Genomic DNA, 25,401 nt, shown 5'->3' with positions numbered 1-25,401 from the left:
CCGTTGCGATTACAAGAAGGGAGTCGCTCGTTTGTTTAACGGTGAAACCCGGCGCTGGACGACCTGGCGGGACCGCGACGACCCGAACAGACCATACTTAAAGGAAATGGCCCATTTTTTACGATGCATCCGCGGGCGCGGGAAACCCGGGATCGACGGAGAATCGGCGCGCCAGTCGCTGGGCATTGCGCTCGCGGCGAAAGCCTCGGCTCGCCGAGGGGCGAGGATCGACGTGTCGGGTCTTTTCTCCATGAAACGTTCCAAGCGCCAACCCCTTTATGATCGTCGCCGCCATCCAAGTCAGAATGAATTCCCCCCGCTTGCCGGGGAAAGCCCTGGCCGACCTGGCGGGACGACCGGTCCTCTGGCACGTCGTTCAACGGGCGCGGGCGGCGAGGCGCGTGGACCAGGTGGTCATTGCCACCAGCGCCGATCCGGCGGATGCCCCTATTCGGGCTTTTGCCGAGTCCAACGGCATACCCTTCTATGCCGGGAGCCAGACCGATTTAGTGGATCGGTTGCACCAAACGGCTGGGCGGTTCGGCGCCCGCGCCCTGGTCCGGGTGACCGCGGATTGCCCCTTGGTCGATCCCCTGGTGATGGACCAATTGGTGGGCGACTTTTTATCGCACGGAGAAACCGCCGACTATGTTTGCAATACGCAACCTCCGACCTTCCCCGACGGGCTGGATACGGAGGTGTTCCCCACGGGCCTGCTGGCGAAGTTGTCCCGGGAGGTTTCCAATCCTTTTTGGCGCGAGTGGTTCACCAGCTACCTGGCGGATCCGTTAAACGGGTTCAGGGCACGGAACGTTCGCCATTTTGTGGATTTGTCGGCTCTGCGGTGGACCCTGGACTACGAAGAGGATTTGGCCTTTTTGCGGGAAATCTATGGGCGGCTTTATCGTCCCGGGGAACCCCCCTTTACCATGGAGGGAGTTTTATCCCTCCTCCGAAGTGAACCGGCTTTGGCGGCCCTCAATGCGAGCCACTCGCGCAACGAGGGTTATGCGGCCGCGCTGGCGACCCATCAAGTACCCCCAGGAGATCGTCCGTTATGAGAGAACCCTTCGTCGTATTAAAAGAGGTGTATCTTCGCGCGCTGGAAAGGGCGGATCTGCCCTCATTGGTGAAATGGATCAATGACGCCGAGGTGACTCGGCTCCTCTTTATGGGAGACCGTCCGGCCACCGTGGAACGATTAACCGAACAATGGGAAACCGAACAACGCGGCGGGAAGGACATCCCCTTTGCCGTGTGCGCTCGGAAAGGCGACGCCCTGTTGGGGACAACGGGGCTCTACAGCATTCAGTGGATCATGCGGACGGCTGAATTCAGAATCTTCCTCGGCGATAAACGTTATTGGAATCGGGGATCGGCACGGCGGTGACCAAAGCCATGGCGACCTATGGGTTTGAAAAACTTAACATAACCGGGTAACTGGGCGTCAACGCGGAGAACAAAGGCGGAGTCAAGGCTTACGAAAACGCCGGGTTCAAGCGAGAAGGAATCTTGCGAGAAGAGCAATATCGCAATTTCCGCTACTACGATGTGATTCGCATGGGGCTGTTGCGCCGTGAGTACGAAACCATGCGCCAGAAAGACGCCAGGCCCGGGTGACATGACCTATCGCGCCGCCGTCATCGGTTGCGGTAGGATCGGGTGCGGGTTCGACGACGATCCTGAGCGGGGGTACGTCAGCACCCACGCGGGGGCCTACCGCCGCACCCCCGGGGTGGAATTGGTGGCCTTGGTCGACGTGGACCGCGACAAACGGGAACGTTATGGAAAAAAATTCAATGTGGCGGCCCTCTACCCCAATGACGAAACGCTTTTCGACCGGGAAAAACTGGATATCGTCTCTATCTGCACGTGGAACGATACCCACCGGGCTATGGTGGAGCGCGCGGCCCGTGCAGGCGTTAAAGCCATCTTCTGCGAAAAACCCCTGTCGAACAGTCTCGCAGACGCCGACGCCATCCTCCGAATATGCCGGGAGAAAAACATCCTTTTGATGGTCGATCATCAAAGGCGTTTCGATCGGTTTCACCGGGAAGCGGCCGCCTTCGTTCGCGGGGGGGGACTGGGGCGGTTGCAACAGGTCACCGCTTACTACACCGCCGGCGTGGCCAACACGGGGACCCATTTATTTGATTTCTTGAGATTCTGTCTGGGCGAGGTGGATTGGGTTCAAGGCATCGAGAGTCGAATCGCGGCTCCGAATGCGTCGGACCCCAATATCGATGGGTGGTTGAGTTTTAAAAACGGGCCCCTGGTGGCGATCCAGGCGTTGGACGTCCGAGCGTATACGATTTTTGAGTTCAATTTTTTAGGCGAATCCGGCCGGTTTCGGATCACGTCGCACGGTTTCGACTCGTCCTTTGAGGCGTCCACGGGAAGTAAACGATTTCCCGGCCTCCGGGATTTGTCCCCCGCTCCTTCCCCCGTGGACGCCGGGGGAGGCAGGGAATTCATGTTGCAGGCCATGGCCCATCTGGTGGAGTGCTTGGACAAAGGCCAGGCGCCGGTGTCAGGCGGCGAGGACGGGCGACGGGCCATGGAAATCATTTGCGCGTTGCGGGAGTCGGCGGCGTCGGACGGTCGGCGGATCCATTTGCCGTTAAAAGACAGTCCCATTCTTATCCCATCGAGGTGAATATGAAAGAACCATTGGCTTTGTTTGGCGGCTCCAAAACCCGCCAGACCCCTTTTTCCGCCCCACCCCATGATCGGGGAGGAGGAGAAGAAGGCGGTGATGGCGGTCTTGGAGAGCGGGCACATATCCACCTTCATCGCCGCTCCCGGGCAAGCTTTTTTGGGTGGGGAACAAATCAAGCGGTTTGAGAGGGAGTTCGCCGCCTATCACGGCGTGCCGTACGCGGTGGCGTTCAACTCGGCCACCGCCGCCCTTCACGCGGCGGTGGTGGCGGTGGGTGTTCAACCGGGGGAAGAGGTCATCGTTCCGCCCTACACCTTTACGTCCACCGCCACCTGCGCGCTGATGCACAACGCGATTCCCGTTTTTGCGGATATCGAAGAAGACACCTTCGGTTTGGATGCCGACGCCGTTCGCGCGGCCGTCAGTCCGCTGACCCGGGCGATGATTCCCGTCCATCTTTTTGGCCATCCGGCCGATATGGACCCCTTGTTGTCCGTCGCCCGTGAGCGCGGCCTGAAAGTGATTGAAGATTGCGCCCAGGCTCCGGGCGCCTTCTACAAAGGGCGGCGTGTGGGGACGATGGGGGACTGCGGCATTTTCTCCTTCACGGAATCCAAAACCATTATGACGGGAGAAGGCGGAATGTTGATCACCAAGGACCCCGTCATTGCCGAGGCCGCCCGCCTGGTGCGAAACCATGGAGAGATGATCACGGAAGGGCAAAAAGAACGAACGTACACCTCCACTCTTTTAGGTTGGAATTACCGGATGACCGAGTTGGAGGCGGCTCTGGGCATTGTTCAGCTGGGGCGATTGGATACGTTGAACGCCCACCGGATAAAATTGGCCGCCCATTTGAATCAAGGGTTGAGTTCCTTGCCCGGCCTCTCCCCCGTGATCGTTAAACCGGAATGCCAACATGTTTATTACATGTACCCCTTTCGGTTTCACGAGGCCACCGCCGGGATCAGCCGGGCGCAATTCGTTCAGGCCATGGCCGCGGAAGGCATCCCCGTGGGCGCGGGTTACGTCAAGCCTCTCTACCTCAACCCCATTTATCATGACCGTCGGCCGGCGGCGTTCCGTTACTACCAAGGCAAAGCCACCTATGATAAGGGCCTCTGCCCTGTGGCTGAGCGCATGCATGAAACGGACTTGCTCCTTTTAGGAGTCGTGCGCGCTCCCGCGACCACCGGAGACATGGACGATATCCTTTCGGCCATGGGGAAAGTTTTAGAGGCCCGCGGGTCTTTTCAGAAAGCAGGGAAGTGAGAGTCCTATGAAACAAAGCGTCCGTTCGCTTAAAAATTCCCGGAACCTTCTTCGCCGGGCGGAGGGGCTGATTCCCTCTTGCACCCAGACCTTCAGCAAGGGGCCCACCCAATTCGTCCAAGGGGTTTCTCCCGTTTTTCTTCAAAGAGGCCGGGGCAGTCATGTCTGGGACGTGGACGGGAACGAGTACATCGACTACATTTCAGCGTTGGGCGCGGTCGTGCTCGGTTACGGCCACCCCGCGGTCACGAAGGCGGTTCAGCGCCAATTGAAAGAGGGTGTTTCATTTTCCCTTCCCCATCGGTTGGAGGTCGAATTGGCCGAGGATCTCTGCGCCCTCATTCCCTGCGCCGAGATGGTTCGGTTTGGAAAGAATGGGTCCGATGCCACGGCCGGGGCCGTCCGGGTCGCCAGGGCCTATACGGGCCGTGAGATCATCGCCTCTTCGGGCTATCACGGATGGCACGATTGGTCCATTGGGACCACGACCCGAAACCTGGGAGTGCCGCCCACCGTGGCGAAACTCACGCGAACGTTTGAATACAATAAGCTGGAATCTCTCCGACAAATTTTCCTGGAAAACCCTGGCCGGGTGGCGGCCGTCATTATGGAACCTGTGGGAGTGGTCCCTCCCGCCCCGGGATTTCTTCGGCAAGTGAAGGCGCTGGCTCGAAAAGAGGGAGCGATTCTCATTTTTGATGAGATCGTGACCGGGTTTCGATTTTCCCTGGGGGTGCCCAGGAATATTTCAAAGTGACGCCGGACCTGGCCTGCTTCGGCAAAGCCCTGGGGAACGGATTTCCCATTTCGGCCGTCGTTGGCAGACGGGAGATCATGAAGGTTTTTGACAAGGTTTTTTTCTCCTTTACCTTCGGCGGAGAAACCATCGCCCTGGCGGCCGCCCTGGCGACGCTCGCGGAACTGAAGCGAGGGAAAGTGGTTCCCCATCTCTGGTCCATGGGGAGAAACCTTCAAAGGGAATACAACGATCTGGCGAAAGAGTTTGGATTGTCCAATGAAACCCAGTGCGTGGGATTCTCCCCCGAACCATGCTGACGTTCAGTGATCTGGGGAAAGTGGGAGATCTGACTCTGCGGAGCCTTTTTATTCAAGAAACGGCGAAACGCGGTGTTCTCTCTTTGGGTTTGCACAATGTCTCTTTGGGGCACGCTTTCAAAGACGTTCAGAAGACTCTCGGGGTCTACCGGCAGGTGTTTCAACGGATGAAGACGGCCCTGGAAAGTGGGCGCCCGGCTTCTTTCCTGGAAGGGCCGCCGGTTCAACCCGTTTTCCGGCGGCCGTGATTCACTCCTCCCCCACCCTCCTCATTCGGGCGGATGCCCATGTCCGAACGGGAACCGGTCATGTGATGCGTTGTCTGGCTCAGGCGCAAGCGTGGCGGGCCTCGGGGGCCGGGCCATTTTTTGACGGCCAGAAACCTTCCGGCCTTAAAAACAGGATTCGCAAAGAAGGGTTTCGTGTGGTTTCCATGGCCGTTGCTCCGGGAGGATCCGCTGATGCGAAACTCACCGCGGGTCACGCCAAAAAGCATGGGGCCCAATGGGTGGCGGTGGACGGGTATCATTTTCATTCCACCTTTAGAAAAGTCTTGCGGAACAACGGATGTCTTCTGTTGTGGATCGACGATCTAGGAACCTCCGGGGAGGGTTTTGCGGACATGGTGGTCAACCACAACCTTCATGCAAAGAAAAGCCTCTATCCGAAATGTTCTCCTCGCACCCGCCTGCTTCTGGGTCCCTCTTTTGCGTTGTTGAGAAAAGAATTCGTTCAGGCGGGGAGCCGGACCCACAAAGCGGGCCCCCGCCCACGGCTCCTCATTTCCGGCGGGGGAACCGACCCCCACAATATGACAAAGACCGCTTTGGAGGCGCTTTCCCATGTTTCGAACCCGTCTTTTGAAATTGAGGTGATTTTAGGCCCGGGTTATAAGAAGGAAAAGACGCTCAAGAATCTGTTGGTTTCCACGGGAATCCATCGGGTCCATGTCCGGCGGAACCCGAGCCATATGGCCCGTCTGATGGCCCGAGCCGATTTGGCGGTGGTTTCTGCGGGTTCCACCTGCTGGGAGATCTCTCGCCTGGGCCTTCCGGCGCTTCTTGTGGAGCAGGCCGACAACCAGGTCAGAATCGCGCGGTCTTTGCACCGGGCGGGAGTGGCGTGGAATTTGGGACCCGCGGCAGGCTTGAGGGAAAAATCGCTTCAACGCCGTCTTCAATGGCTCGCCGACTCGCCCGATGTTCGGAGGAGGATGTCGTCTCGCGGTCGGCTCCTGATTGACGGGCGTGGCGCGACACGGGTGGTAAAAGCGATGATGGCCAAGGGGTGCCTTGAATGAGGATCGTTTACTTTGGCAACAATAACATCGGATGGAAAGTCCTCCGCTGGTTAAGGGAGCAGGGGGAGGAGATCGTGGGTTTGGTCGTCCATCCGTCGAAACGGGCGATCCGGGCAAATGAAATGACCGCTTTGGTGGACCCGAGGTCTTGCCGGGTATTTGATGGCTCCTCCCTCCGTGACCCGGAGGTGCAACAGGCCCTCAAGGCGTTGCGGCCCACGCTCGGCGTGTCGGTTAGTTTTGGTTATCTGTTGCGAAAGGAAATTCTCGATCTGTTTCCGCGGGGGTGCGTCAATTTACACCCCGGTTTTCTTCCCTTCAATAGGGGGTCCTATCCCAACGTGTGGACCCTCGTGGAGGGTACCCCGGCGGGAGTGACCCTTCATTATATGGACGAAGGCGTGGACACGGGGGATATCATTTCTCAACGTCCCGTGGCGAAAGAGCCTTGGGACACCGGCGGCAGCCTATATCACCGTCTGGAAGCGGAAAGCCTCCGTCTGTTTCAAGAGTCTTGGGGACCTCTGAAAGACGTTCATAAACCTTCCCGCGCCCCGCAGGAAAAGGGAAAAGGGACTTTGCACCGGATGTCGGACGTCGAAATGATTGATGAAATCCATTTGGAAAAAAATTACTTGGCAAAAGATCTCATCAACATTCTTCGCGCTCGAACGTTCCCCCCCCATCCGGGCGCCTATTTCCGACAGGATGGTCGAAAGATCTATTTACGGCTCCAGTTGCTGGAGGAACTTAATCTTGAAGGGAAGGGAGACAATGCCAACGTCGATCAAGATTAACGGCCGTCCAGTCGGAGGAGGCGCTCCCGCCTATCTGGTGGCTGAAATGTCAGCCAATCACGGGGGAGACTATTCCAGGGCGGTCAAAATAGTGGAGGAAGCGAAAGCCGCGGGAGCGGACGCCATCAAACTGCAGACCTACACCGCCGATACGTTGACGATTCAGTCAGACAAGGAATTCTTTCGTATCGGTGCCGGTTCCCTGTGGGAGGGTCGGCGGCTCTATGACCTCTATCAGGAAGCCCATACTCCTTGGGAGTGGCACCCGAAGCTGAAAGAGGTGGCCGACCGCCTTGGGTTGGATTTCTTCTCCTCTCCCTTTGACGCCACCGCCGTGGATTTCCTCGAAAAGCTCGAGGTCCCCTGCTTTAAGATCGCCTCTTTTGAGATCGTCGACATTCCGCTCATTCAACGGGTGGCGCGTACCGGGAAACCGATGATCCTCTCGACAGGGTTGGCCACTCCGGATGAAATCAGCGAAGCGCTCCGAGCGGCCCGCGATCACGTGGCCCGCGAGGTGGCGCTGTTGAAGTGCACCAGCGCTTATCCGGCCAAACCGGAAGAAATGAACCTGCGGGCCATTCCCGCCATGGCCCAGCTCTTTGACGTTCCCATTGGGTTGTCCGACCACACCATGGGAATAGCCGTCTCCGTGGCCGCCGTCGCCATGGGGGCCTGCCTGATTGAAAAACACTTCACTCTTTCGCGGGCGATTCCGGGCCCGGATAGTTCCTTTTCATTGGAGCCCCAGGAGTTTAAGTCGCTCGTGGAGGCGGTGCGCACCACCGAAAAGTCACTGGGTCGAGCCGAATTCGTTCTGGGGGCTGGGGAAATGGCGAACCGCGGGTTACGGCGTTCTCTTTTCGTTGTGCGTGACATGGCGGCGGGAGATCCCTTCACGGAAGAAACGGTTCGGTCCATCCGCCCGGGCGACGGTCTGCCTCCCCGGCACCTCCCGGAGGTGTTGGGGCAACGCGCCGTCCGTGCCATCCGCCGGGGAACCCCGCTGAATTGGGAGCTGGTGGGCCTCGTCCCTCCGGCCGCGCGGCCGCCCAAATGAACCAGGTGGTCCTTGTTCGGGGGAGCGCGGGGTTCCGTCACGTCCGCCAGCCTCCCAAAACGGCGTTGGATCAAACCCGTTTTGTGGCCCTGGAGTGGGAAGCTCAGGAACTTTTCCGCGGGGCGGGGCTTCCCTTTCTTTCCCCTAAGGATTATGTCGGGGAAGCCAAAGCCCGTGAGGCGGACGCCTTCGTTCAAGCTCTGTCCAGGGAGTGGCGTCTGGGTTTAGACGGAAAAGATTTTACGGAGTTTCACGGCGTTTCTCTCGGAAAACTTTACGACGTCTATTTCTGCGACCTCCAGTTTCAACCGGCGTACCGATCCCAGGTTTTTGCCGAAGCGATCATCGCCAGGGAAAACCCGCGAGTGGTTCTTTGCGAGGGAACCTCTTCCGGTTTCCTATTAGAGGCCCTCCAGCGTGTCCGGGAAAAGAGCCGGGATCCCTTTGAGCTTAAAGTTTTGGGAAACCCTCCAAGCCGGGCTTGGGAGGTTCGGGAAGTGATGGGACCCGCCTACGCTTGGAGTCTTGACCAATCGTCACGGCGTTCGCGATGGGCGGAGAATTTGACCAAGATTCTCTTCGATGGGTCGGCCTTTTTTTTCCAGAGGGTCCGGTCCCCTTCCCCAAACCGCCGGCGCCTTTTGGTCTCCTACCATGTCGCCATGAAGGACCTCTACCGGGCGCTGATGCGTTCCCCCATGGTCTCGGGCCTTCGATGTGGTGATGCTGGAACCGCCGTCACGGGACCTCTTGTTCGCCTCCTGGGCCCGCGGTTTCCGCTTGCTCCGAGGGGAACGGCTGGGCGGCGTCCCACCGGTTCCGAACTCACTGACGGGGGAAGACGAGTCACGATTATTGGAAATCGCGTCGACCTACGAAGGTTTGGCCCAAAGCGTGAAATACCAGGAAAGGTTTATTTTTTCGGGGTTGTCCCCCTGGTCTCGGCTGGACCACGTGATGAGAGACTCGTTCATTCAATCGTTGACCCAAATCGCTCGCTGGGTCGCCTTTCTCGACCATTTTATGGATTCCCAGGCGATGGACGCGGTTCTGGTGCCCATCGACTGCATGCCGCGCCAGGCCGCCGTGGTGGAAGTCGCCAAGAAAAAAAAGTTACCCAACATCGTTCTCCTTCACGGTCTTCCGGGCCATCATTCGGGAAATTATTTTATGAACGCGGATACGCTGGCGTTAGGGGGAGAAATAAAAAACCAGTTCGTGGCCCAGGGGCGCGATCCCGGGAGCATCGTGACCAACTGTGTGTGCTATTTGGATCCATCCGTCCGCTCGAGTGGACTTCCGCCTCCTCCCAAAGACGGAAGGAACCGGGTCTTGTTGTTGACCTCCACCCTCTTCTTTCAAAGCTGTCTTTCCTCGCCTGAAGATCCGGAAGTCTACCTGAACACCGTGTTGGACGTGCTCGCCGGTTTTCCAGGGCTTTCAATCACCGTGCGGCCCCATCCCTCCGAATCCCCGGCTTACTACCGGTCTCTTCTGGCCGGGCGCTCGGGAGTCCGTTTGGAGGCCCAACAAGATATCGAACCCCTTCTCGACGAGCATGATATTGTGATCGGGCCCGCCACGACCGTGCTGGCTGAGGCCGCTGTCCTGGGGAAAGCGGTCCTCTGCGTCAATTTCACCCGGTGCGAATACCCGCCGCCCCTTGCCCCCATGGGGATTCCCTTTCGCGTCCAGCGCTGTGGAACTGCAAAGGTTTCTTCGGGAAGTGGCGGCGCCCCGCCCCGCCGCTGGGGTGGATTATTCGGAGGTTTTGACCCGATTTGTTGGAACATTGGATGGGCAGAGTTGCGATCGTCTTTTATCTTTCGTGAGTGACGCGTGCGCGGCAAAAAACCCGCGGGGGAGTTGAAAAGCCAATGGCTATTTTCGTGAACGCCTCCGCGTTGATCTTCTCTAGCTTCCTGGTGAAGATCGTGACGGTGGGGACCAACTTCATGACCCGGCGGCTTCTCGGTCCTCAGCTAATGGGCGTGTGGAGCCTGGTCCAGATCGCCGCGGGTTACATGGCCAGCATCAGCGCCGGGGTTCAGTTGGGGGCCGAGCGCGAAATTCCCTTCTACCGCGGGAAGGGCCAACCCGAAAAAGAGGATCACGTCCGTCGCTTAATGTTCACCACGTCGCTCTTGGAAGGCGTTGGGGTGGGTGGGGTTTTCCTGGCTTACCTGCTCCGTCATTTCTCTGAATTCCCAAAAGCGCTGGCCCTGGGGTTCATTTATTCTTGTTCGTATGTGGTTCTCCAGCGAATCCTGGGGTGCTTCATCACCGCGTTTCGCACCTCCCACGATTTTGTGTTTCTCAGCAAAAGCGAAGTGTTGTTCGCTTGCGCGGACCTCCTCCTCATTGTTCCCTCCTGCTACGTCTGGGGTTTCCGCGGCCTCCTGGGCTCCTTCGGCGCGGGGCTCCTGTTCCGTACTGCCTTCTGGGCCTATTGGGTCCGACGGCATAAAAAGTTCAGCTACTCGTGGTACTGGTCTTGGGGGGAAGCTATTCCTGTCGTTCGGGTGGGGTTTCCCATCTTAGTGGGAAGCTTCACGTGGCAGTTCCTCTCCTCCGCCGACAGTTTAGTCCTTGCCCGGACCTTGGGGGTGGCCTCCCTGGGATTCTATTCCCTGGGGTCCACCGTGGCGAGGGCCGTCTCCGATATCCCAACGCGTCTCAGCACGGTTATCTTTCCGAGATTGGTTGAAAAATACGGGGCCACCGAAGATGTTTCGGCATTGAAATCGGAAGTGGTTCTTTCCCTCTTGGCCCTGTTCTTGTTCCTGGTGCCCGTCGTCCTCGCTCCCGCCTATTTCGGCTCGTCCTTTATTGTGCGAAGGTTCCTGCCGACGTTTTCACCCGGGATCCCCGCCTTGAAACTCCTGATTTTTGGAAGCATGTTTTTACCGGCCACCCAAATCCCGGCACAAATCTTCATTGCCAGGAATAAAATGTGGGGTCTCGCGTTAATGGAATTGGGGGTCGGGGGCGCCATCGCGGGATCGGCTTGGTTGGCTTCCCCTTGGGGGCTCTCGGGTGTTGCGGCGGTGACCATCGCCGGATACGCCGCCTTCTTCTCATTGACCTTTTTCTGGGTGGCCTCGCGCATGATGGGGCGGATGGAGGCCCTTAAGACCTATGCCTTATTGATGGGGGGGGCTTTTTACACCATTCTGCTCATCCGTCTATTGGATCTTGTTGTTTATGGGGACCGCCCGCTTGGATCCTTTTCTTCGGATTTGTTCAGGAGCGGTTTGTGTGTTTTGTTGGCGTGGGGGGGGATGCTTCCTCTCTATTGGAAGGCCGAACAAACCTTGAACATCCGCCAGCATCTGAGTCGATTCCTCTCTCGCAAAAAAGGAACCGCCTGACCATGGGCCCAACGCCGTCCCCTGAAATCGCAAAACAAATTCGGAAGAATTTTTCCTCCGTTCGGTTTTACCAGGACATTTTCTTAATCCGCCATCACCTCTGGAAGGACGTCCGGCAGGTGGCGTCCCAATTCAAAGGCCGGTTGATCGACGTGGGGTGTGGGCTTAAACCCTACGCGAGCCTGTTCCCGGGAGTGGATTACCTGGGACTGGATTACCCGCCCGGGAGCGATCGTCATTATGGCGAGCACACCTTGGCCGATGCCTGGGGGGACGCGTCCGCCCTTCCGTTCCCTTCGGAGACTTTTGATTCCGCTTTGTCCATCCACGTTCTTGAACATCTCCCGGCGCCCGAATCCCACGTCCAAGAAATGTTTCGGGTACTTAAACCGGGCGGCCGAATCCTTTTATCCGCTCCCTTCGTTTGGCCGGTGCATGGGGAGCCGTGGGATTTCGTTCGTTACACTCCGCAGGGTCTGGTCCGTTTGCTGGAAAACGCCGGTTTCCAAGTGGAAACGGTGAAAGCCCAGGGCGGCGCCTGGTCCGCGGCGGGGCAGATGGTGATTATCGCTCTGTTGTTTGGGGCGCTCCGCCCCAGGCCCCCCTGGGACCGCCCGTTGGGGTGGTTATGGAAGTTAAGCCTGGTCCCGTTGATCAATGTGGCGGCACTCGTTTTGGATAAAATTTTCCAGGAAGACCGCTGGGCGCTTTCATTCTTGGCGGTGGCGCGGAAAAACGGAGGGAACTAACATTTTATGTTCACGAACAGGCACCCCCATGGCGACTGAAAAGGTCGATGCTCTGGCCCGGCAAAGCCCGGGCGAAAAAGGGCGCCTCCTCTATTTCATGGACACCCATGCGGTGGGGGGAGCCGAGAAATACGTCGCCGATCTTTTGAGCGGGATGGAATCCCGCGGGTGGGAGGTGATGCTCCTCTGCCACGATCATCCGCCCTTCATCGATTACATCCGGAAACAGACGGGAGGCCAGGTCCTCCTCTTCACCCGACGGTTTCCCAGCATTACCCGGAACCGGATTCTCCAAGCGGGTTTGTCTTTAAACCGGTCCTGGAAAAGTCGATTTTCTTTTCTGAAGAGTCCGGGAATGATTTTCTTTTACCTCAACATGTTTCGTTGTTATTGGATGGTTCGGCGGTTTCTTAAAACCGCGAAACCAGATGTTTTTCACGTTGTCAGCGGCGGATATCCCGCCAGCGAGAGCCACCGGGCCGCCGTTTTGGCGGCGAGCCATTACGGGGTTTCCCGGCGAGTTTTAACCTTTCATAATGAGGCCATGCCCGTTCCCCGGGGGGCTCGCCGGGGGTTTCGTTCAGACACGGTGAGCGTGATTCCCAATGGGATCGCCTGGCCCTCTCAAAGGGCCACGGACCGGGACTCTCTGCGTCGAGCCCTGGGGGTCCCCGCCCGGGCCCAGCTCATTGGAACCATCGGATTTTTGGAACCGCGAAAAGGACATATCTTCCTCTTGAGGGCTTTTTCCAAAATCGCGGCCAAATTTCCCACGGCTCATTTAGTGATAATCGGGAGCGGACCTTCTTCCGCCGAACTGTCGGACGCTTTGAGGTCCTTGGGCCTCGACGGGCGTGTGTCGTTGCCGGGATACGTGCCGGAGGCGGCTCAATTCCTTCCGGCTCTGGATCTGTTTGCGTTCCCCTCAGTGGACAACGAATGCCTTCCATATGTTATTTTAAATGCTATGGAATCCGCTTTACCCATCGTGGCCACCCGCGTGGGGGGGGTTTCAGAGCAAATCTGTGACGGGGTGTGCGGAAGGTTGGTTTCGCCCCGAAGCGACGGGGAGCTGGCCGAAGCCTTGGGGTGGATGTTGGAAAACCCCAAGGAAGCGGCGCGCATGGGCCAAACGGCGCGACAGCACGTGGAAGCGAATTTTTCATTGGAACGGATGCTCCAAGATACGGAGCGAACGTACCGAGACGGAAACAGCGGGTCGCCCATTGGGCGTAGTTCTTCGAGGAGGAAGTAAATGCTGGAAGGAACGAAGCAGTGGGTAAAGAAGAGGCCCGCCCTCTTTCGTTTTTATCTGTGGCTGTTGGATCGCTGGAAACTTTTTCGCGTCACGGGATTGAACCTAAGCAAGGCTCGTCTTTTCCGACAACTAAGACCTTACACTATGGTTCCCTACGAAGGGTTGTCTAGTTTGCTGACCCTTTGCGTCGACGTGGAGCGGAGAAACCTGGGGGGGGCCTACGTGGAATGCGGGGTTTGGAACGGAGGGTGTTCGGCCCTCATGGCTCGAACGGCCAAAAGGTCCGGTCATGCGCGCAGGACATGGCTGTTTGACTCTTTTGAAGGGGTTCCCGAACCCGTCGAACTGGATGGCGCCGAGGCCAAGCGCTTGGCGTTGAACAACGCGTCCGGGAGGCTGAAAGCCATCGGACATTTCGTGGGCGCGCTCAAGAACGTGGAAACAATTTTGTTCAGGGAGTTTCGAATTGACCCCGAACGGGTTCAGATCGTCAAAGGGTGGTTCCAGGACACCCTCCCGTCGCAAAAAGACGCGGTGGGGCCCATCGCCCTGCTTCGGTTGGATGGGGATTGGTTTGAGTCCACCAAGGTGTGTTTGGAGACGTTGTACGACAACGTCGTTTCCGGCGGGTACGTGGTGATTGATGATTACGGGCACTGGGAAGGATGCCGAAAAGCGGTGGATGCTTTCTTTTTAGAAAGGAAAATCCAAGTGGACCTGAAACCGGCCGGATATTCCGTCGTCTATTTTCAAAAACCCTAAAAGTGGGCGGGGCCCGGGTGAGGGCCCCATCGGAGGAAGACGTGGGGAAGGGCTTAGCGGAGTTGGAAGGAAAAAATGTTCTCGTGACCGGTGGACTGGGAATGATTGGGAGCACCCTGGTCCATAAACTGGTCCGGGCGAAGGCGTGCGTGACGATCGCCGATTCGCGATTGGAACCCTATGGCGCCAACGAATTCAATGTGCATGAACTAAAAGGGCGCGTGGAGATCCACTCGACGGACATTCGGGACCGGGAGGGGATGAGCGTCCTCGTGAAAACAAGGACATCATTTTTAACCTGGCCGCCCAAGTGAGCCATAACGACAGCATTGACGATCCCTTCTTGGATGCGGGAATCAATTACCTGGGCCATTTGAACGTGTTGGAGAACCTTCGCCATGTGAACCCCACGCCGTCATTCTGCACGCGGGATCGCGGTTACAGTTCGGGCGGATCCAAAATATTCCGGTGGATGAAAACCATCCCCTCAACCCCCGCACCCCCTACGCATTGAACAAAACCGCCGCTGAAAACATGTATCGGTTTTACCACGAGATGTACGGCATTCCCTGCGTCTTGTTTCGCATCGCCAATCCCTACGGTCCACGGTCTCAAATGAAACATTCAAAATATTCCATGGTCAACTGGATGTTGCGGCAGGCCATGGAAAATAAAACGATCCGTATCTTCGGGTCGGGAGAACAAATTCGGGACTACATCTATGTCGACGACCTGGCGGAGGCCTTCTTGCAGGCCGCCGTGACCCCCGCCTGCCGGGGCCAGGTGTACAATGTCGGAAGCGGCGTCGGCACCACTTTCAAGGACATGGTCCAGCGCATTTTGGACACCGTTGGTTCCGGGAGCGTTCAATACGTCCCCTGGCCGGAGAATTATGTGAACGTCGAAACAGGAGACTACGTGACCCATATCGAAAAGTTTAAAAAGGCCACGGGATGGTTTCCGCTCGTTGCTTTTAAAGAGGGGGTGCAAAAGACCTTCGATTTTTATAAGGCCTTTGGGGGTCACTATGGTCTGTGATCTTCCCCGGCCCTTGTTATTCCCCGATTTAGGTCAAAGGAGATCCCAATGAAAGTGGTCATTTTGTGCGGTGGCCGGGGAACCCGGATCCGCGATGTTTCCGAGAACGTACCGAAACCCATGGTGACCGTGGGCCAGTGGCCCATCCTGTGGCACATCATGAAATACTTCGCGCGGTGGGGGCACCAAGAGTTCGTCCTCTGTCTTGGGTATAAGGGAGAAGCGATCAAGGATTATTTCTTAAACTATGCCGCCCGAACATCGGATTTTACCGTGACGCTCGGGAATGAAAAAGAGATTCAGTACCACACCCGAAACGGCGAGGCGGATTGGCGTGTGACTTTCGCCGAAACGGGGCTGGACGCCATGACGGGGGCCCGCATCCGGAAGATCAAGAATTACGTGGGGAATGAGAATTTTTTCCTCACCTACGGAGATGGTTTGGCGGACGTGAACCCGGACAAGCTCTTGGCGTATCACCGCGCCCACGGAAAGATCCTCACGGTGACCGGGGTATTGCCCACGGGACGTTTCGGCGAGATCCTCAGCGATGAGAAGGACTTGGTCACCACCTTTAATGAAAAACCGAAGGGGACGGTGGGTCGGGTTTCTGGGGGATTTTTCGTATGCCGTCCCGATCTTTTTGAGGTCCTGCCGGAACGGGAGGATTTGGTGTTTGAATTGGAGCCCATGAACCAACTGGTTCAAAACAAACAACTGATGATGTATCGACACGATGGGTTCTGGCAACCCATGGACACCTACCGGGATTACGCCCACTTGAATGATCTCTGGAACCGGGGCCAAGCCCCTTGGCGGGTGTGGTGACGCTGAAAGAGGTGGGCGATCGTTATCGTGGGCGAAAAGTTCTCGTCACGGGCGACACGGGGTTTAAGGGGGCCTGGCTCGCTTTTTGGCTCCATCGTCTGGGGGCCCACGTCCTGGGCTATGCCCTTCCGCCGCGCCGGGATCAAAATCCCTATCGACTGCTCGGGCCTCCCGGAAGATCCGCCACGTCAACGGTGACATTCGGGACCAGAACCGTTTTTCAGCGGGTGATGAAAGAATTTTCCCCGGAATTTTTGTTCCATTTGGCCGCGCAGTCTTTGGTCCGTCCCTCCTACGAGAGTCCGGTGGAAACCTTTTCGGTCAATGTGGGAGGAACGGCCACCGTTCTGGAGGCCTGTCGTCGTGCGCCAAAACTTCGCTCCGTCGTCCTCATCACCTCGGATAAGTGTTACCGAAATCGAGAGTGGGTGTGGGGTTATCGTGAGACCGACTCCCTCGGGGGGGATGACCCTTACAGCGCTTCCAAGGCGGCGGCGGAGACCGTTTACACGGCTTTCGCCCGATCTTACTTCGACGGTTCATCCACGGGGGTGGCCACGGTGAGGGCGGGCAATGTGATCGGCGGCGGGGATTGGGCCAAGGACCGTGTGATCCCCGATTGCGTGCGAGCGCTCAAACGCGGCGCCCCCATCGTTCTTCGCCGACCGGAAGCCACCCGCCCCTGGCAACATGTGCTCGAACCCCTGTCCGGGTATCTCACCTTGGCGGTGGCCTTGGCGGACCGCCCCAAGGAATTCGCCGGTTCCTGGAATTTCGGGCCAAACGAGGAAGCTTGTTTGCCGGTGAGGAGTTTGGTCAAAACATTTCTCGCTCATTGGGGTGGCGGCCGGGTTGAAGTTCGGCGGGAGGTGGGAGGACTTCGGGAAACGACCTTCCTTTTTTTAAATTGTGATAAGGCAAAACGTTTGTTGTCTTGGCGGCCCCGTTGGACCGTCGACAAAGCCTTGGCGGAAACCGCGCGTTGGTACCAAAACGCCGAGCGAAAGGAACACCTGACCGACCTGACGTGGCAACAAATTCAGGAATACGCGGGGAACGTGCCATGATCCATGACGTGCGGGTTTTCCCGCTCCGGAAAATCATCGATCCCCGTGGAATGGTTATGCATATGTTGAGGCGAGATGATCCCCATTTCGAGGAATTCGGGGAGATCTATTTTTCCGGAGTGCATCAGGGCGCGCGGGTCAAGGCGTGGCATCTGCACCATCGCATGACCCTGAACTACGCGGTGCCCCATGGCCTCGTTCGTCTCGTGCTCTACGACCAGCGCCTCCAGAGTCCTACCCGAGGTCAGGTTCAAGAAATTGAGATGGGGCCGGACCACTACGCCCTGGTGGCCATTCCGCCTGGAATCTGGAACGGTTTCTTGGGGTTGGCGGAGGGAATGTCCCTGGTGGCCAATTGCGCGACCATCCCCCACGATCCGAATGAAATCGACCGCTTGGACCCGTTCGACCAATCGATTCCCTACCAATGGGAGTCGCGGCATCCATGAAGGTCGCCCTTTTCGGCGCTCGGGGATACCTCGGGGGAAGAATCGCGGCGCACTTGACGGAAGAAGGGCATGACGTCATCGCCGTCTCGCGGCGTCCGGGGCCGCCGCCCCCGTGGCTTAAAGTGAAACGGGTCCTGGCGTGGACGGGGAAGGGGGCCGAGCGATTTCGACAGGCGCTGGGTCCGGTGGACGCCGCGCTTCTCCTCTCGGCTCCCAATGAAATCGACGCCGCCCGGAATCCCGTTGAAGCTCTTCAGGTCGGGGGGGAATGGACCTGGGCGACCCTTGATCTTCTGGCTCATTTACCCCCCCCCCGCGTCCTTTTCTTTTCCACTTTTCATGTCTACGGCGCCCACGCGCGTGGCGTCTTGCGCGAAGACACGCCCCCGGCCCCCGGCCACCCCTACGCCCTCGGGCGTTACCTTGGAGAATGCGTGGCGGACTATTTCCGCTCGAACAAAGGACTTCCCGTCCTCCGACTCCGCCTTTCGAACGCCATGGGGGCGCCCGCCGATGTCAGCGTTCCCCGCTGGTCTCTTCTCTTTAACGACCTCTGCGATCAGGTCGTTCGGACCGGGAAAATTGTGTTGAAGTCTCCCGGCAACCAGAAGAGGAATTTTATCACCCTGGAAGACACAGCCCGTGCCGTCTCGTTTCTTTTGCGGCGACCAAAACGTTGGCCGGATCAGGGACTTCTCCACGTGGGCCACCCGCGCGCCATGACGCTCCGGGAGGCTGCGGAGTCCGTGGCCGGCGTGGCCCAGAAAATATGGGGGGTTTCGGTTCCCGTTGAAATTCCTGCGATGACCCCCCGCGCCCCCTCCTGGACATTTTCGGTTCAGCGGCTTCAGCGAATGGGTTTTTCCTGGCGAAATAGAATCGAGTGGGAGATCGAATCCACGTTGCGCCTCTGCCGCCGTTCCTTTCTTGGAAAGACAAAAATTCCGATCAGCCGCTAATCGATGAATCCACGGGTCAGCGTCATCATCCCCACCTACAATCGCAAGGAGTGGCTGGCGGAAGCCATCGATTCGGTGGAACGGCAGACGTTTACGGATTTTGAGATTTTGGTGGTGGACCACGGGTCCACGGATGGAACAGCGGCGATGCTGAAGGCCCGCGCTCCGGACAGGGTTCGGGTCCTTCAGATTCCCAATTGTCCTTTGCCCGCGTGCCCGCGGAACGAGGGAATTCGCGCCGCCGGTGGGGAGTTTATCGCGTTCCTGGATTCCGACGACCTGTGGTTGCCGACAAAACTCGATCGACAAATTAAGTTTCTTGAACAGGCGCCGGAGGCGGGGTGGTGCTACGCGAACGCCCGCCGCTTTGGCGAGGGGCTCCGAACCCAGGACGTCGAGGCCGGGCCCTGGCAACTTCGGGAGGGTCGGGTGTTCTCAGCGCTATTGAACGGGAATTTCATTCCTGCCTGCACGGTCATGGTCCGTCGCTCTTGCCTGGTGACGGTCGGGGTGTTTTCTCTGGATCCGGAAGTGAGAGGCTCGGAAGACTATGAACTGTGGCTCCGTTTGGCCGCCCGTTATCCCATCGCCGTGGTGCGGGAGACGCTGGCGCTTTATCGCGTGTCTCCCCATCAAATGTCCTCGGACCTTTCCCGCGCCCATGTCTCGGAAATACGCGCGCTGGAGAGCGCGTTCCAGGGACTTCGGGTGGCGGAACCCGCGCGGCGTCGGGCATTGGCCGCCGTTCATCTGCGGCACTTTCGGAGCGCGCTCCTGGCGGGAGGTGGAAACGGGGACCCGTTCTTAAGGGAATCCCTCCGGCTCGACCCCTGGCGGCCTCGGGCCTGGCTTTACTGGATATTTTTCCGGTGGATGGGGCGGTCGTTGACGACTTCTTGGTTTCAAAGGGAAAAATCGGCAAAACGTTTCCTGTGGGGGTTGACGGAGAGACTGCGGAGAACATCGGCGCGCGACCAAAGGAAAGAGAAGGGCCCCGCCTCCGCTTTGGACCCCGAATGACAAAGATCGCCCATGTGATCACAGGCCTCGACCCGGGCGGCGCGGAGAACATGTTGCTCCGGCTGGCGGAAAGGCTGGAGGGGCCGGATTTTAGGCAACGGGTTCTTGCTTTTCGGTCGGGGGGAGGCTGAGAGCGCTTTAAGGGAATGGGAATTCCGTGTGAAGGGTTGGGACCTCTAGGAAAAAACCCTGGGGACGCTGTCTCCTCCGTCTGTGGGGGTGGCTTCGGGAGGGAAAAGTTTGATTTGGTTCAAACCTGGCTTCCGGACCCTAATGTAGTCGGGGGATTGGCGGCTTGGACCCTGGGGATCCCGGTGGTGTGGGGGCTCCACCAGGCCAACCTTTCGCCCGGCCTGAACGGGGCGCGGACCCTGCGGATGTTGCGGTGGGGGGCTCGTTTGTCCTGTCGGATTCCGCGGCGCATCGTGTGCGTGGGAGAGGCGGTTCGTCTTGCGCATGTGGCCGCCGGGTATGACCCGGGTCCCATGCGGGTGATTCCACTGGGGTTTGACACCGACCTTTTTCGGCCGCGTCCGAACGTCCGGGCGGCGGTTCGGCTTTCCTGGGGGGTGACGCCGGAGAACCCGGTGATCGGGCTCGTGGCTCGCTACGACCCACACAAAGACATCCCCACTTTTTTGGACGCCGCCCAGATTTTTAAAAACAAGCGGCCCGACGCGCGGTTCGTTCTCTGCGGGGCGGGAATGGAAAGGAGCAACGCCGTTCTTCTCCACGCTCTGGGTGCCCGCGGGCTTGACGACATGATCCTTCTGGGCCAACAAGAAAATGTTCAGGACATTCTCCCGGGGTTTGATGTGGCCACCCTGTCGTCGGTGAGCGAAGGGTTCCCCAGCGTTTTAGGCGAGGCCATGGCCTGCGGGGTCCTCTGCGCGGCCACGGCCGTGGGGGACGTGGTCGCGCTTCTGGGGGACACCGGCCGGACCGTTCCGGCGCGGGATCCGGCGGTTCTTTCCGAGGCGTGGGGGGCGCTCTTGGCCCTATCGCCTGAAGAGCGCCGAAGCCGGGGTTTGGCGGGAAGAGATCGAATTGAAAAACATTTTTCCATGGGTTCCGTCGCCGCCCGTTATCGGGCCCTCTATGACGAAGCGTTAGGAGCCCCGCGGTGATCCCTCCCTCTTTGGTCCTGGGACCTTCTTACTACGCGGACAAACTTCCCGCCCTTCGTGATCTCTTTGGCACGGAGGACCTTCGCCTAGTGGATGGCGGAATCGAGGTTCGAGGCCGGTCGTATCCCGTTTTGGGCGACGTCATCCTTCTGCCGGACCCGCGGGAATATTCAGCGCAGGTTCGCCGGGTCTTATGGGATTCCAGGGGAGGCCCCTCTCGCGCGGATTTCGCCGAAGACATCCAATTTTCCTTTGGAGAGGAATGGAAACAGTATCCGCGGATTCTCCCCGAGCATGGGCGGGAATTTGACGCCTATTTCGATCTGGTGGACCGGGCGAGCCTTCGCGGCGCGCGGGTCTGCGACCTGGGGTGCGGCATTGGGCGCTGGAGCCACTTCATCAAAGACCATTGCCGGGAACTGGTGCTGGTGGATTTCTCCGACGCGATCTTTGTGGCCGAGAAAATTTGCGGGATTGCCCCCACGCGCTTTTTTTTTTAGGGAGACCTTCGTGGGCTTCCTTTCGGCGAGATTTCGCCGATTTTCTTTTTTGTCTCGGGGTGTTGCACCATTTGCCGGTGCCTTGTTTAGACGAGGTGAGGGCCATCGCTCGCTACGCGCCGCGGTTGTTGGTTTTCCTTTACTACAGCTTGGACAATCGTCCTTTCTATTATCGGTGGGCGCTCCAAGCGGTGACGTTGGCCCGGACGATCCTTTGCCAGATCCGGGGGCTTGGTTTTCTGGCGGTTGTTCTCTTGGCTGGGTGCGGTGTTTATTTACAAACCGTTGGTGGTGTTGGGGCCGTCTGTTGAATGTTTTCGGATGGGGCCGGTACGTTCCGCTTTTCGAGTTCTATCAAGACAAATCTCTTCGGCGGATCGAGCAGGATGTCTACGATCGATTTTTTACGAGCATCGAACAGAGGGTGAGTCGGAAAGAGATTTCAGCTCTCACGGACACTTTTACTCGCGTGACGGTTTCCGATCACCTTCCCTACTGGCATTTCCTATGCGAGCGCTAACATGTGCGGCATAACCGGCTTTTTCTCCCGTTCCGGCGTTACCGGATCGGCCCCACTGTTGGAGGGCGCCTGCGAGAGTCTTCACCACCGGGGTCCGGATGGGGGCGGCGCTTGGGTTTCGCCCGACGGTCGGGTGGGGTTGGCCATGCGGCGGTTGGCGATCATTGATGTGGCGGGGGGGCGACAGCCGATCTTCAATGAAGATGGGACGGTGGGGATTGTTTTTAACGGGGAGATTTATAATTTCGAGGTTTTGCGGAAAGAGTTGGAGGCCAAGGGCACCGGTTTAAAAACCCATTCGGACACGGAAACTATTGTCCATCTGTATGAGGAAGAAGGCGTGGAGTGCGTTCGGCGGCTTCGGGGATGTTCCGCTTTTCCTTGTGGGACGAGAAACGCCAGCGGTTGTTTTTAGCTCGGGACCGGTTCGGGAAAAAGCCGCTCTTCTACATGGAACGGCGGCTGGCTGGCGTGGGCGTCTGAACTTGGGCGCTTAAAGTTCCCGACTTTGATCCGGAAATGCACCTCGAGGCGCTGGATCTGTTTTTAAGTTTTCAGTATATCCCCAGCCCGTTCACTATCTACAAAAATGTTCGGAAACTTCCCGGCCCACCGTTTGATCGTGGAGAAAGGCGCGGTGCGGTGGAACGGTATTGGGACCTTTCCGGTTAACCAACCGCCCTTATCGATCGGGTTGAAGAGGTTGTCTGAGATCCGCCGACGATTGACCGAGGCGGTCAAAATGCGACTGATCTCCGAGGTTCCTTTGGGCGCGTTTTTTCGGGCGGCATCGATTCCTCCGTCATCGTGGGCCTATGAGCGAATTGTCGGACCAGCCTGTTAAAACCTTTCCATTGGGTTCGACCATGAGGAATTTTCCGAACTCCCTTCGCCATGAGGTGGCCTGGCGGTTCGGGAACCGACCACACGGAGTTCGTGGTCAAGCTTCGAGATGGCGGAAGTGTTTCTTCTGGCCCGCCATTACGGCGAGCCTTCGCGGGACCCCTCCGCCCTGCCGACCTATTACGCGGCGCGGGAGACCCGGCGGGTACGTCACCGTGGCCTTGAACGGCGACGGGGGACGAGAACTTCGCGGGATACCTTCGGCACGCGTGGCGGCCCTGGGGCCCACAGGGCGCGGGCCGTTCCCGGAGCGGGTTTGGAAAGGGGGCCAAAACGCTTTCCCTACTCGGAGATCGCGGGGGTTCCAAGGGGTGGGGTGTGGCGGGGTTCGGCGCTTGATGGAGAGCGTGGGGGAATCGACCCCGCGGCGCGCCATCTCGGGTTCTTTGTTTTTTCCCTGACCCGCTCAAACGCGCGCTCCATACGGAAGCCTTCGCTTCCCGGGTTGCCGAGGGACGGGCGTTGCGCCATATTCGACAAGCTTTTCGACCGGGCGCCCAGCGCCGATGTCATCAACCGGACGCTCTACACGGATTTTTCGACCTATTTGCCGGAATGTTTGATGACGAAAGTCGACATCGCCTCCATGGCGGTTTCCTTGAGGGACGGTCGCCGCTCCTGACCACGATTTCGCGGAGTTCGTGTTCCGACTGCCCGCCGGTGGAAATTAAAGGGATGGTCCCAGACCAAATGGATTTTCAAAGAAACTTCCAAGGATCTCCTTCCCCACGATCTTGAAGCGGAAAATGGGGTTTGGGATTCCTTTGGGACCTTGGTTTCGGGGCTGCCTGTCCGATGTTTCAGGAGACCGTGCTTTCTCCCGAGGCCCAGCGGCGATTTCCGGCCCGAGGTTCTTCAGGGATTGGGGGACGAGCACCAATCGGGCCGACGGGACCACGGGTATCGCCTGTGGGCCTCCTCATGCTGGAAATGTGGCAACGCCATGGTGAACCTTTGACCCTGGCGGCGGAGGCGTGATCGACGACGGCCACGGCCGTTAAGCACCATGTGTTTCAAAACCGCGGGTTGGTCCGAGGTTAAAGCCCCGTCGGCTGGCGGGCGCACCGTCTTTTGTGTGGAACGGGACGTTTTCCGGTGGGGCTCCAGGTTTTGGAGCGGGATTTTCCAAAATTCGGGCATTGTTTTTTACGCGCCCCGGGGCCCGGTTCTCTGGAGGGATGGACGGCGGAGGATTTGGCGGAACTGTTCCGTCGAGTGGAAAAAGCTGGCGCGGGAACGTAAAGCGGTTTTTCTTAAGATCGATCCCGATGTCTCAAAAAACGATGGACTGGATTTCGGGGCCTCTTTTTGCAAAACGGGTTTCGGCGGGCGCCGAGACGGGCGGGTTTTTCGGGGTTCAGCCTCGGCTGGTGTTTCGCTTGATATTTCGAAGAGCGAAGAGATCTTCTGAAGGATGGATCAGAAGACCCGCCATAACATTCGTTTGGCGGGAAAAGAAGGCGTGACCATCCGCCCGGTCGCTCCCCGCGAAGAGATTGAAACCTTCTACCGCATCCTCGTCGATACGGCCCGGCCGACGGATTTTTTGATTCGGCCGGCGGGGTATTTTTGGACATTCAAAAGCGGTTGGGCGCAGGGGAAGGCTCAATTTTCCCGGCCGAGCGCGAGGGGAAACCGATTTCCGGGGCCCTGGGCGCTCACCCATGGGAAAACAACCTGGTATGCCTTACGGCGCCAGCGCCAACACCGACCGTCAATACATGCCCAACCATCTGATGCAATGGACCATGATCCGCTGGGCGAAATCCAACGCCTGCACGCTCTACGATTTCGCGTTGTGCCGAGCAACCTGAAACCGGAGGATCCGTGTGGGTTGTATCGGTTCAAGAAAGGCTTTGGGGCGGAACTGACGGAGTTTGTGGGGGGGAATACGACCGCGTGCATGTCCCTTGGCTCTATTTCCTGTGGGCGCCAGCGGTTGCCGATCTTTATGAAAATCTGGCGGGCGATCCTCCTTCTTCTGTCCCCGTTCGATCGTCCTGAGGCCGACTGATGTCGTCACGGACCACGCCTGCGCCGGGTGGAGGTGGAATTGGCCGCCATCGCCTACAACGTGCGGGCGGTGAGGCGGGAAATCGGGCTGGCCTTGCTTCGCCCGCGGTCGTCGGCGCGGGCCGACGGTCTGGCTACGGAGCGCCGGCGGTGGCCTGGTAGCCCCGCCTCGGGCGCCGACCGCTGGTCGGACTGATCTGAACGGAGGCCGGCATCTCTTCGCGCCGCTGGGCTCGGCGCTTGATCTTGATCACCGGTCTGGTGAATCCCGCGCGGGGGGCGTGTCGTCCGAAAAACAAATTTTCGTGATGGTGGACAACCCCGTTCCCCTTCGCGCCCTCTCGTCCTTGAACGCTCGGCGGCCTGCAGTGTTGCAGATCGAGGTCGACCTGGGACTGGCCGGTGGGGGTTGGGCCCAGGATCTCCTGCAAAATTTTATCGTTTGGTGGAAAAAGCCCTGGGGTTCGCTTAGATGGGATCTATGCCTATCCCGGCTATGTGCGGGAAAACGGTCCTTTGATTCGGAAAACGGTTGGCTGAGTTTCGCGCCGTGACGGATCGGTTGTTCGCCGACGGTCACGCCGTTCCGCGCCATAAAATGTAAAAAAGGCTAATAGTGCCTCCTTCTGATTTGCCAAATACCGATGTGGGACGGAGTTCGGGTGGGGAACCCTCTACGGCATCCATTCGACT

General features: G+C 58.5%; 29 protein-coding genes and 1 pseudogene. All 30 read left to right on the top strand.

The annotated features are described in order from the left end of the window. The first annotated feature begins 278 nt into the window (after positions 1–278). A complete protein-coding gene (locus tag IPP35_12275; GenBank protein MBL0059845.1) occupies positions 279–1,061 on the top strand; it encodes a glycosyltransferase family protein in 783 nt (260 codons plus the stop codon). Further along, positions 1,058–1,390: a GNAT family N-acetyltransferase gene (locus IPP35_12270; protein MBL0059844.1), complete on the top strand. Its 333-nt coding sequence runs from the start codon at positions 1,058–1,060 to the stop codon at positions 1,388–1,390. Before IPP35_12275 ends, IPP35_12270 begins: the two co-directional genes overlap by 4 nt. A gap of 231 nt (positions 1,391–1,621) precedes the next feature. Continuing rightward, positions 1,622–2,656, top strand: coding sequence for a Gfo/Idh/MocA family oxidoreductase (locus IPP35_12265; protein ID MBL0059843.1), 1,035 nt, complete (start codon positions 1,622–1,624; stop codon positions 2,654–2,656). 99 nt (positions 2,657–2,755) lie between these two features. Next, on the top strand, positions 2,756–3,931 hold the full coding sequence (locus tag IPP35_12260; GenBank protein ID MBL0059842.1) for a DegT/DnrJ/EryC1/StrS family aminotransferase: 1,176 nt from the start codon (positions 2,756–2,758) through the stop codon (positions 3,929–3,931). 7 nt (positions 3,932–3,938) lie between these two features. Beyond that, positions 3,939–5,235: pseudogene (locus IPP35_12255) on the top strand (aminotransferase class III-fold pyridoxal phosphate-dependent enzyme). After that, on the top strand, positions 5,232–6,287 hold the full coding sequence (gene pseG, locus IPP35_12250; GenBank protein ID MBL0059841.1) for a UDP-2,4-diacetamido-2,4,6-trideoxy-beta-L-altropyranose hydrolase: 1,056 nt from the start codon (positions 5,232–5,234) through the stop codon (positions 6,285–6,287). The pseudogene IPP35_12255 and the gene pseG overlap by 4 nt, the downstream one beginning before the upstream one ends. Then, positions 6,284–7,084: a hypothetical protein gene (locus tag IPP35_12245; protein MBL0059840.1), complete on the top strand. Its 801-nt coding sequence runs from the start codon at positions 6,284–6,286 to the stop codon at positions 7,082–7,084. The genes pseG and IPP35_12245 overlap by 4 nt, the downstream gene beginning before the upstream one ends. Then, positions 7,062–8,144, top strand: a complete 1,083-nt coding sequence (pseI, locus tag IPP35_12240; protein MBL0059839.1) for a pseudaminic acid synthase — start codon at positions 7,062–7,064, stop codon at positions 8,142–8,144. The genes IPP35_12245 and pseI overlap by 23 nt, the downstream gene beginning before the upstream one ends. 723 nt (positions 8,145–8,867) lie before the next feature. Further along, positions 8,868–9,980 carry a hypothetical protein gene (locus tag IPP35_12235; protein MBL0059838.1) on the top strand — a complete coding sequence of 371 codons (1,113 nt, stop codon included), beginning with the start codon at positions 8,868–8,870 and terminating at the stop codon, positions 9,978–9,980. Positions 9,981–10,021: 41 nt separating this feature from the next. Next, positions 10,022–11,515 carry an oligosaccharide flippase family protein gene (locus IPP35_12230; GenBank protein ID MBL0059837.1) on the top strand — a complete coding sequence of 498 codons (1,494 nt, stop codon included), beginning with the start codon at positions 10,022–10,024 and terminating at the stop codon, positions 11,513–11,515. A 2-nt stretch (positions 11,516–11,517) separates the two neighbouring features. Continuing rightward, positions 11,518–12,264, top strand: a complete 747-nt coding sequence (locus IPP35_12225; GenBank protein ID MBL0059836.1) for a class I SAM-dependent methyltransferase — start codon at positions 11,518–11,520, stop codon at positions 12,262–12,264. Positions 12,265–12,292: 28 nt separating this feature from the next. Continuing rightward, complete coding sequence (locus IPP35_12220; GenBank protein MBL0059835.1) at positions 12,293–13,519, top strand: glycosyltransferase; 1,227 nt, start codon at positions 12,293–12,295, stop codon at positions 13,517–13,519. Beyond that, positions 13,520–14,284, top strand: coding sequence for a class I SAM-dependent methyltransferase (locus tag IPP35_12215; GenBank protein ID MBL0059834.1), 765 nt, complete (start codon positions 13,520–13,522; stop codon positions 14,282–14,284). A gap of 41 nt (positions 14,285–14,325) precedes the next feature. After that, complete coding sequence (locus IPP35_12210) at positions 14,326–14,598, top strand: GDP-mannose 4,6-dehydratase (GenBank protein ID MBL0059833.1); 273 nt, start codon at positions 14,326–14,328, stop codon at positions 14,596–14,598. Continuing rightward, complete coding sequence (locus tag IPP35_12205; protein ID MBL0059832.1) at positions 14,595–14,798, top strand: hypothetical protein; 204 nt, start codon at positions 14,595–14,597, stop codon at positions 14,796–14,798. Before IPP35_12210 ends, IPP35_12205 begins: the two co-directional genes overlap by 4 nt. Beyond that, positions 14,702–15,322: an NAD-dependent epimerase/dehydratase family protein gene (locus IPP35_12200; GenBank protein MBL0059831.1), complete on the top strand. Its 621-nt coding sequence runs from the start codon at positions 14,702–14,704 to the stop codon at positions 15,320–15,322. Before IPP35_12205 ends, IPP35_12200 begins: the two co-directional genes overlap by 97 nt. Before the next feature lie 48 nt (positions 15,323–15,370). Beyond that, positions 15,371–16,150, top strand: a complete 780-nt coding sequence (gene rfbF / locus IPP35_12195; GenBank protein ID MBL0059830.1) for a glucose-1-phosphate cytidylyltransferase — start codon at positions 15,371–15,373, stop codon at positions 16,148–16,150. Next, on the top strand, positions 16,147–17,217 hold the full coding sequence (gene rfbG / locus IPP35_12190; protein ID MBL0059829.1) for a CDP-glucose 4,6-dehydratase: 1,071 nt from the start codon (positions 16,147–16,149) through the stop codon (positions 17,215–17,217). Before rfbF ends, rfbG begins: the two co-directional genes overlap by 4 nt. Further along, positions 17,214–17,666: a dTDP-4-dehydrorhamnose 3,5-epimerase family protein gene (locus IPP35_12185; protein ID MBL0059828.1), complete on the top strand. Its 453-nt coding sequence runs from the start codon at positions 17,214–17,216 to the stop codon at positions 17,664–17,666. The genes rfbG and IPP35_12185 overlap by 4 nt, the downstream gene beginning before the upstream one ends. Next, positions 17,663–18,625, top strand: coding sequence for an SDR family oxidoreductase (locus IPP35_12180; GenBank protein MBL0059827.1), 963 nt, complete (start codon positions 17,663–17,665; stop codon positions 18,623–18,625). The genes IPP35_12185 and IPP35_12180 overlap by 4 nt, the downstream gene beginning before the upstream one ends. 3 nt (positions 18,626–18,628) lie before the next feature. Then, positions 18,629–19,645 (top strand): glycosyltransferase, encoded by a 1,017-nt coding sequence (locus IPP35_12175; GenBank protein ID MBL0059826.1) that lies wholly within the window; start codon positions 18,629–18,631, stop codon positions 19,643–19,645. 245 nt (positions 19,646–19,890) lie between these two features. Then, entirely contained in the window at positions 19,891–20,772 is an 882-nt protein-coding gene (locus tag IPP35_12170; protein MBL0059825.1) for a glycosyltransferase, read from the top strand. Next, positions 20,769–21,272 carry a hypothetical protein gene (locus IPP35_12165; GenBank protein ID MBL0059824.1) on the top strand — a complete coding sequence of 168 codons (504 nt, stop codon included), beginning with the start codon at positions 20,769–20,771 and terminating at the stop codon, positions 21,270–21,272. The genes IPP35_12170 and IPP35_12165 overlap by 4 nt, the downstream gene beginning before the upstream one ends. Positions 21,273–21,349: 77 nt before the next feature. Next, a complete protein-coding gene (locus IPP35_12160) occupies positions 21,350–21,583 on the top strand; it encodes a hypothetical protein (GenBank protein ID MBL0059823.1) in 234 nt (77 codons plus the stop codon). After that, positions 21,580–21,792: a hypothetical protein gene (locus IPP35_12155; protein ID MBL0059822.1), complete on the top strand. Its 213-nt coding sequence runs from the start codon at positions 21,580–21,582 to the stop codon at positions 21,790–21,792. The genes IPP35_12160 and IPP35_12155 overlap by 4 nt, the downstream gene beginning before the upstream one ends. Before the next feature lies 1 nt (position 21,793). Next, positions 21,794–22,207 (top strand): hypothetical protein, encoded by a 414-nt coding sequence (locus IPP35_12150; protein ID MBL0059821.1) that lies wholly within the window; start codon positions 21,794–21,796, stop codon positions 22,205–22,207. Continuing rightward, on the top strand, positions 22,174–22,275 hold the full coding sequence (locus IPP35_12145) for a hypothetical protein (protein MBL0059820.1): 102 nt from the start codon (positions 22,174–22,176) through the stop codon (positions 22,273–22,275). The genes IPP35_12150 and IPP35_12145 overlap by 34 nt, the downstream gene beginning before the upstream one ends. A gap of 478 nt (positions 22,276–22,753) precedes the next feature. Further along, positions 22,754–23,317 carry a hypothetical protein gene (locus tag IPP35_12140; protein ID MBL0059819.1) on the top strand — a complete coding sequence of 188 codons (564 nt, stop codon included), beginning with the start codon at positions 22,754–22,756 and terminating at the stop codon, positions 23,315–23,317. Positions 23,318–24,109: 792 nt separating this feature from the next. Continuing rightward, positions 24,110–24,709 (top strand): peptidoglycan bridge formation glycyltransferase FemA/FemB family protein, encoded by a 600-nt coding sequence (locus IPP35_12135; GenBank protein MBL0059818.1) that lies wholly within the window; start codon positions 24,110–24,112, stop codon positions 24,707–24,709. Between the two features lie 39 nt (positions 24,710–24,748). Next, positions 24,749–24,904: a hypothetical protein gene (locus tag IPP35_12130; protein ID MBL0059817.1), complete on the top strand. Its 156-nt coding sequence runs from the start codon at positions 24,749–24,751 to the stop codon at positions 24,902–24,904. The last annotated feature ends 497 nt before the right edge of the window (positions 24,905–25,401 follow it).

The sequence above is a fragment of the Elusimicrobiota bacterium genome, assembly GCA_016721625.1.
GTDB lineage: Bacteria > Elusimicrobiota > Elusimicrobia > FEN-1173 > FEN-1173 > JADKHR01.
The sequence above is the reverse complement of the archived record's forward strand: the minus strand, read 5'-3'. Positions and strand labels throughout refer to the sequence as shown.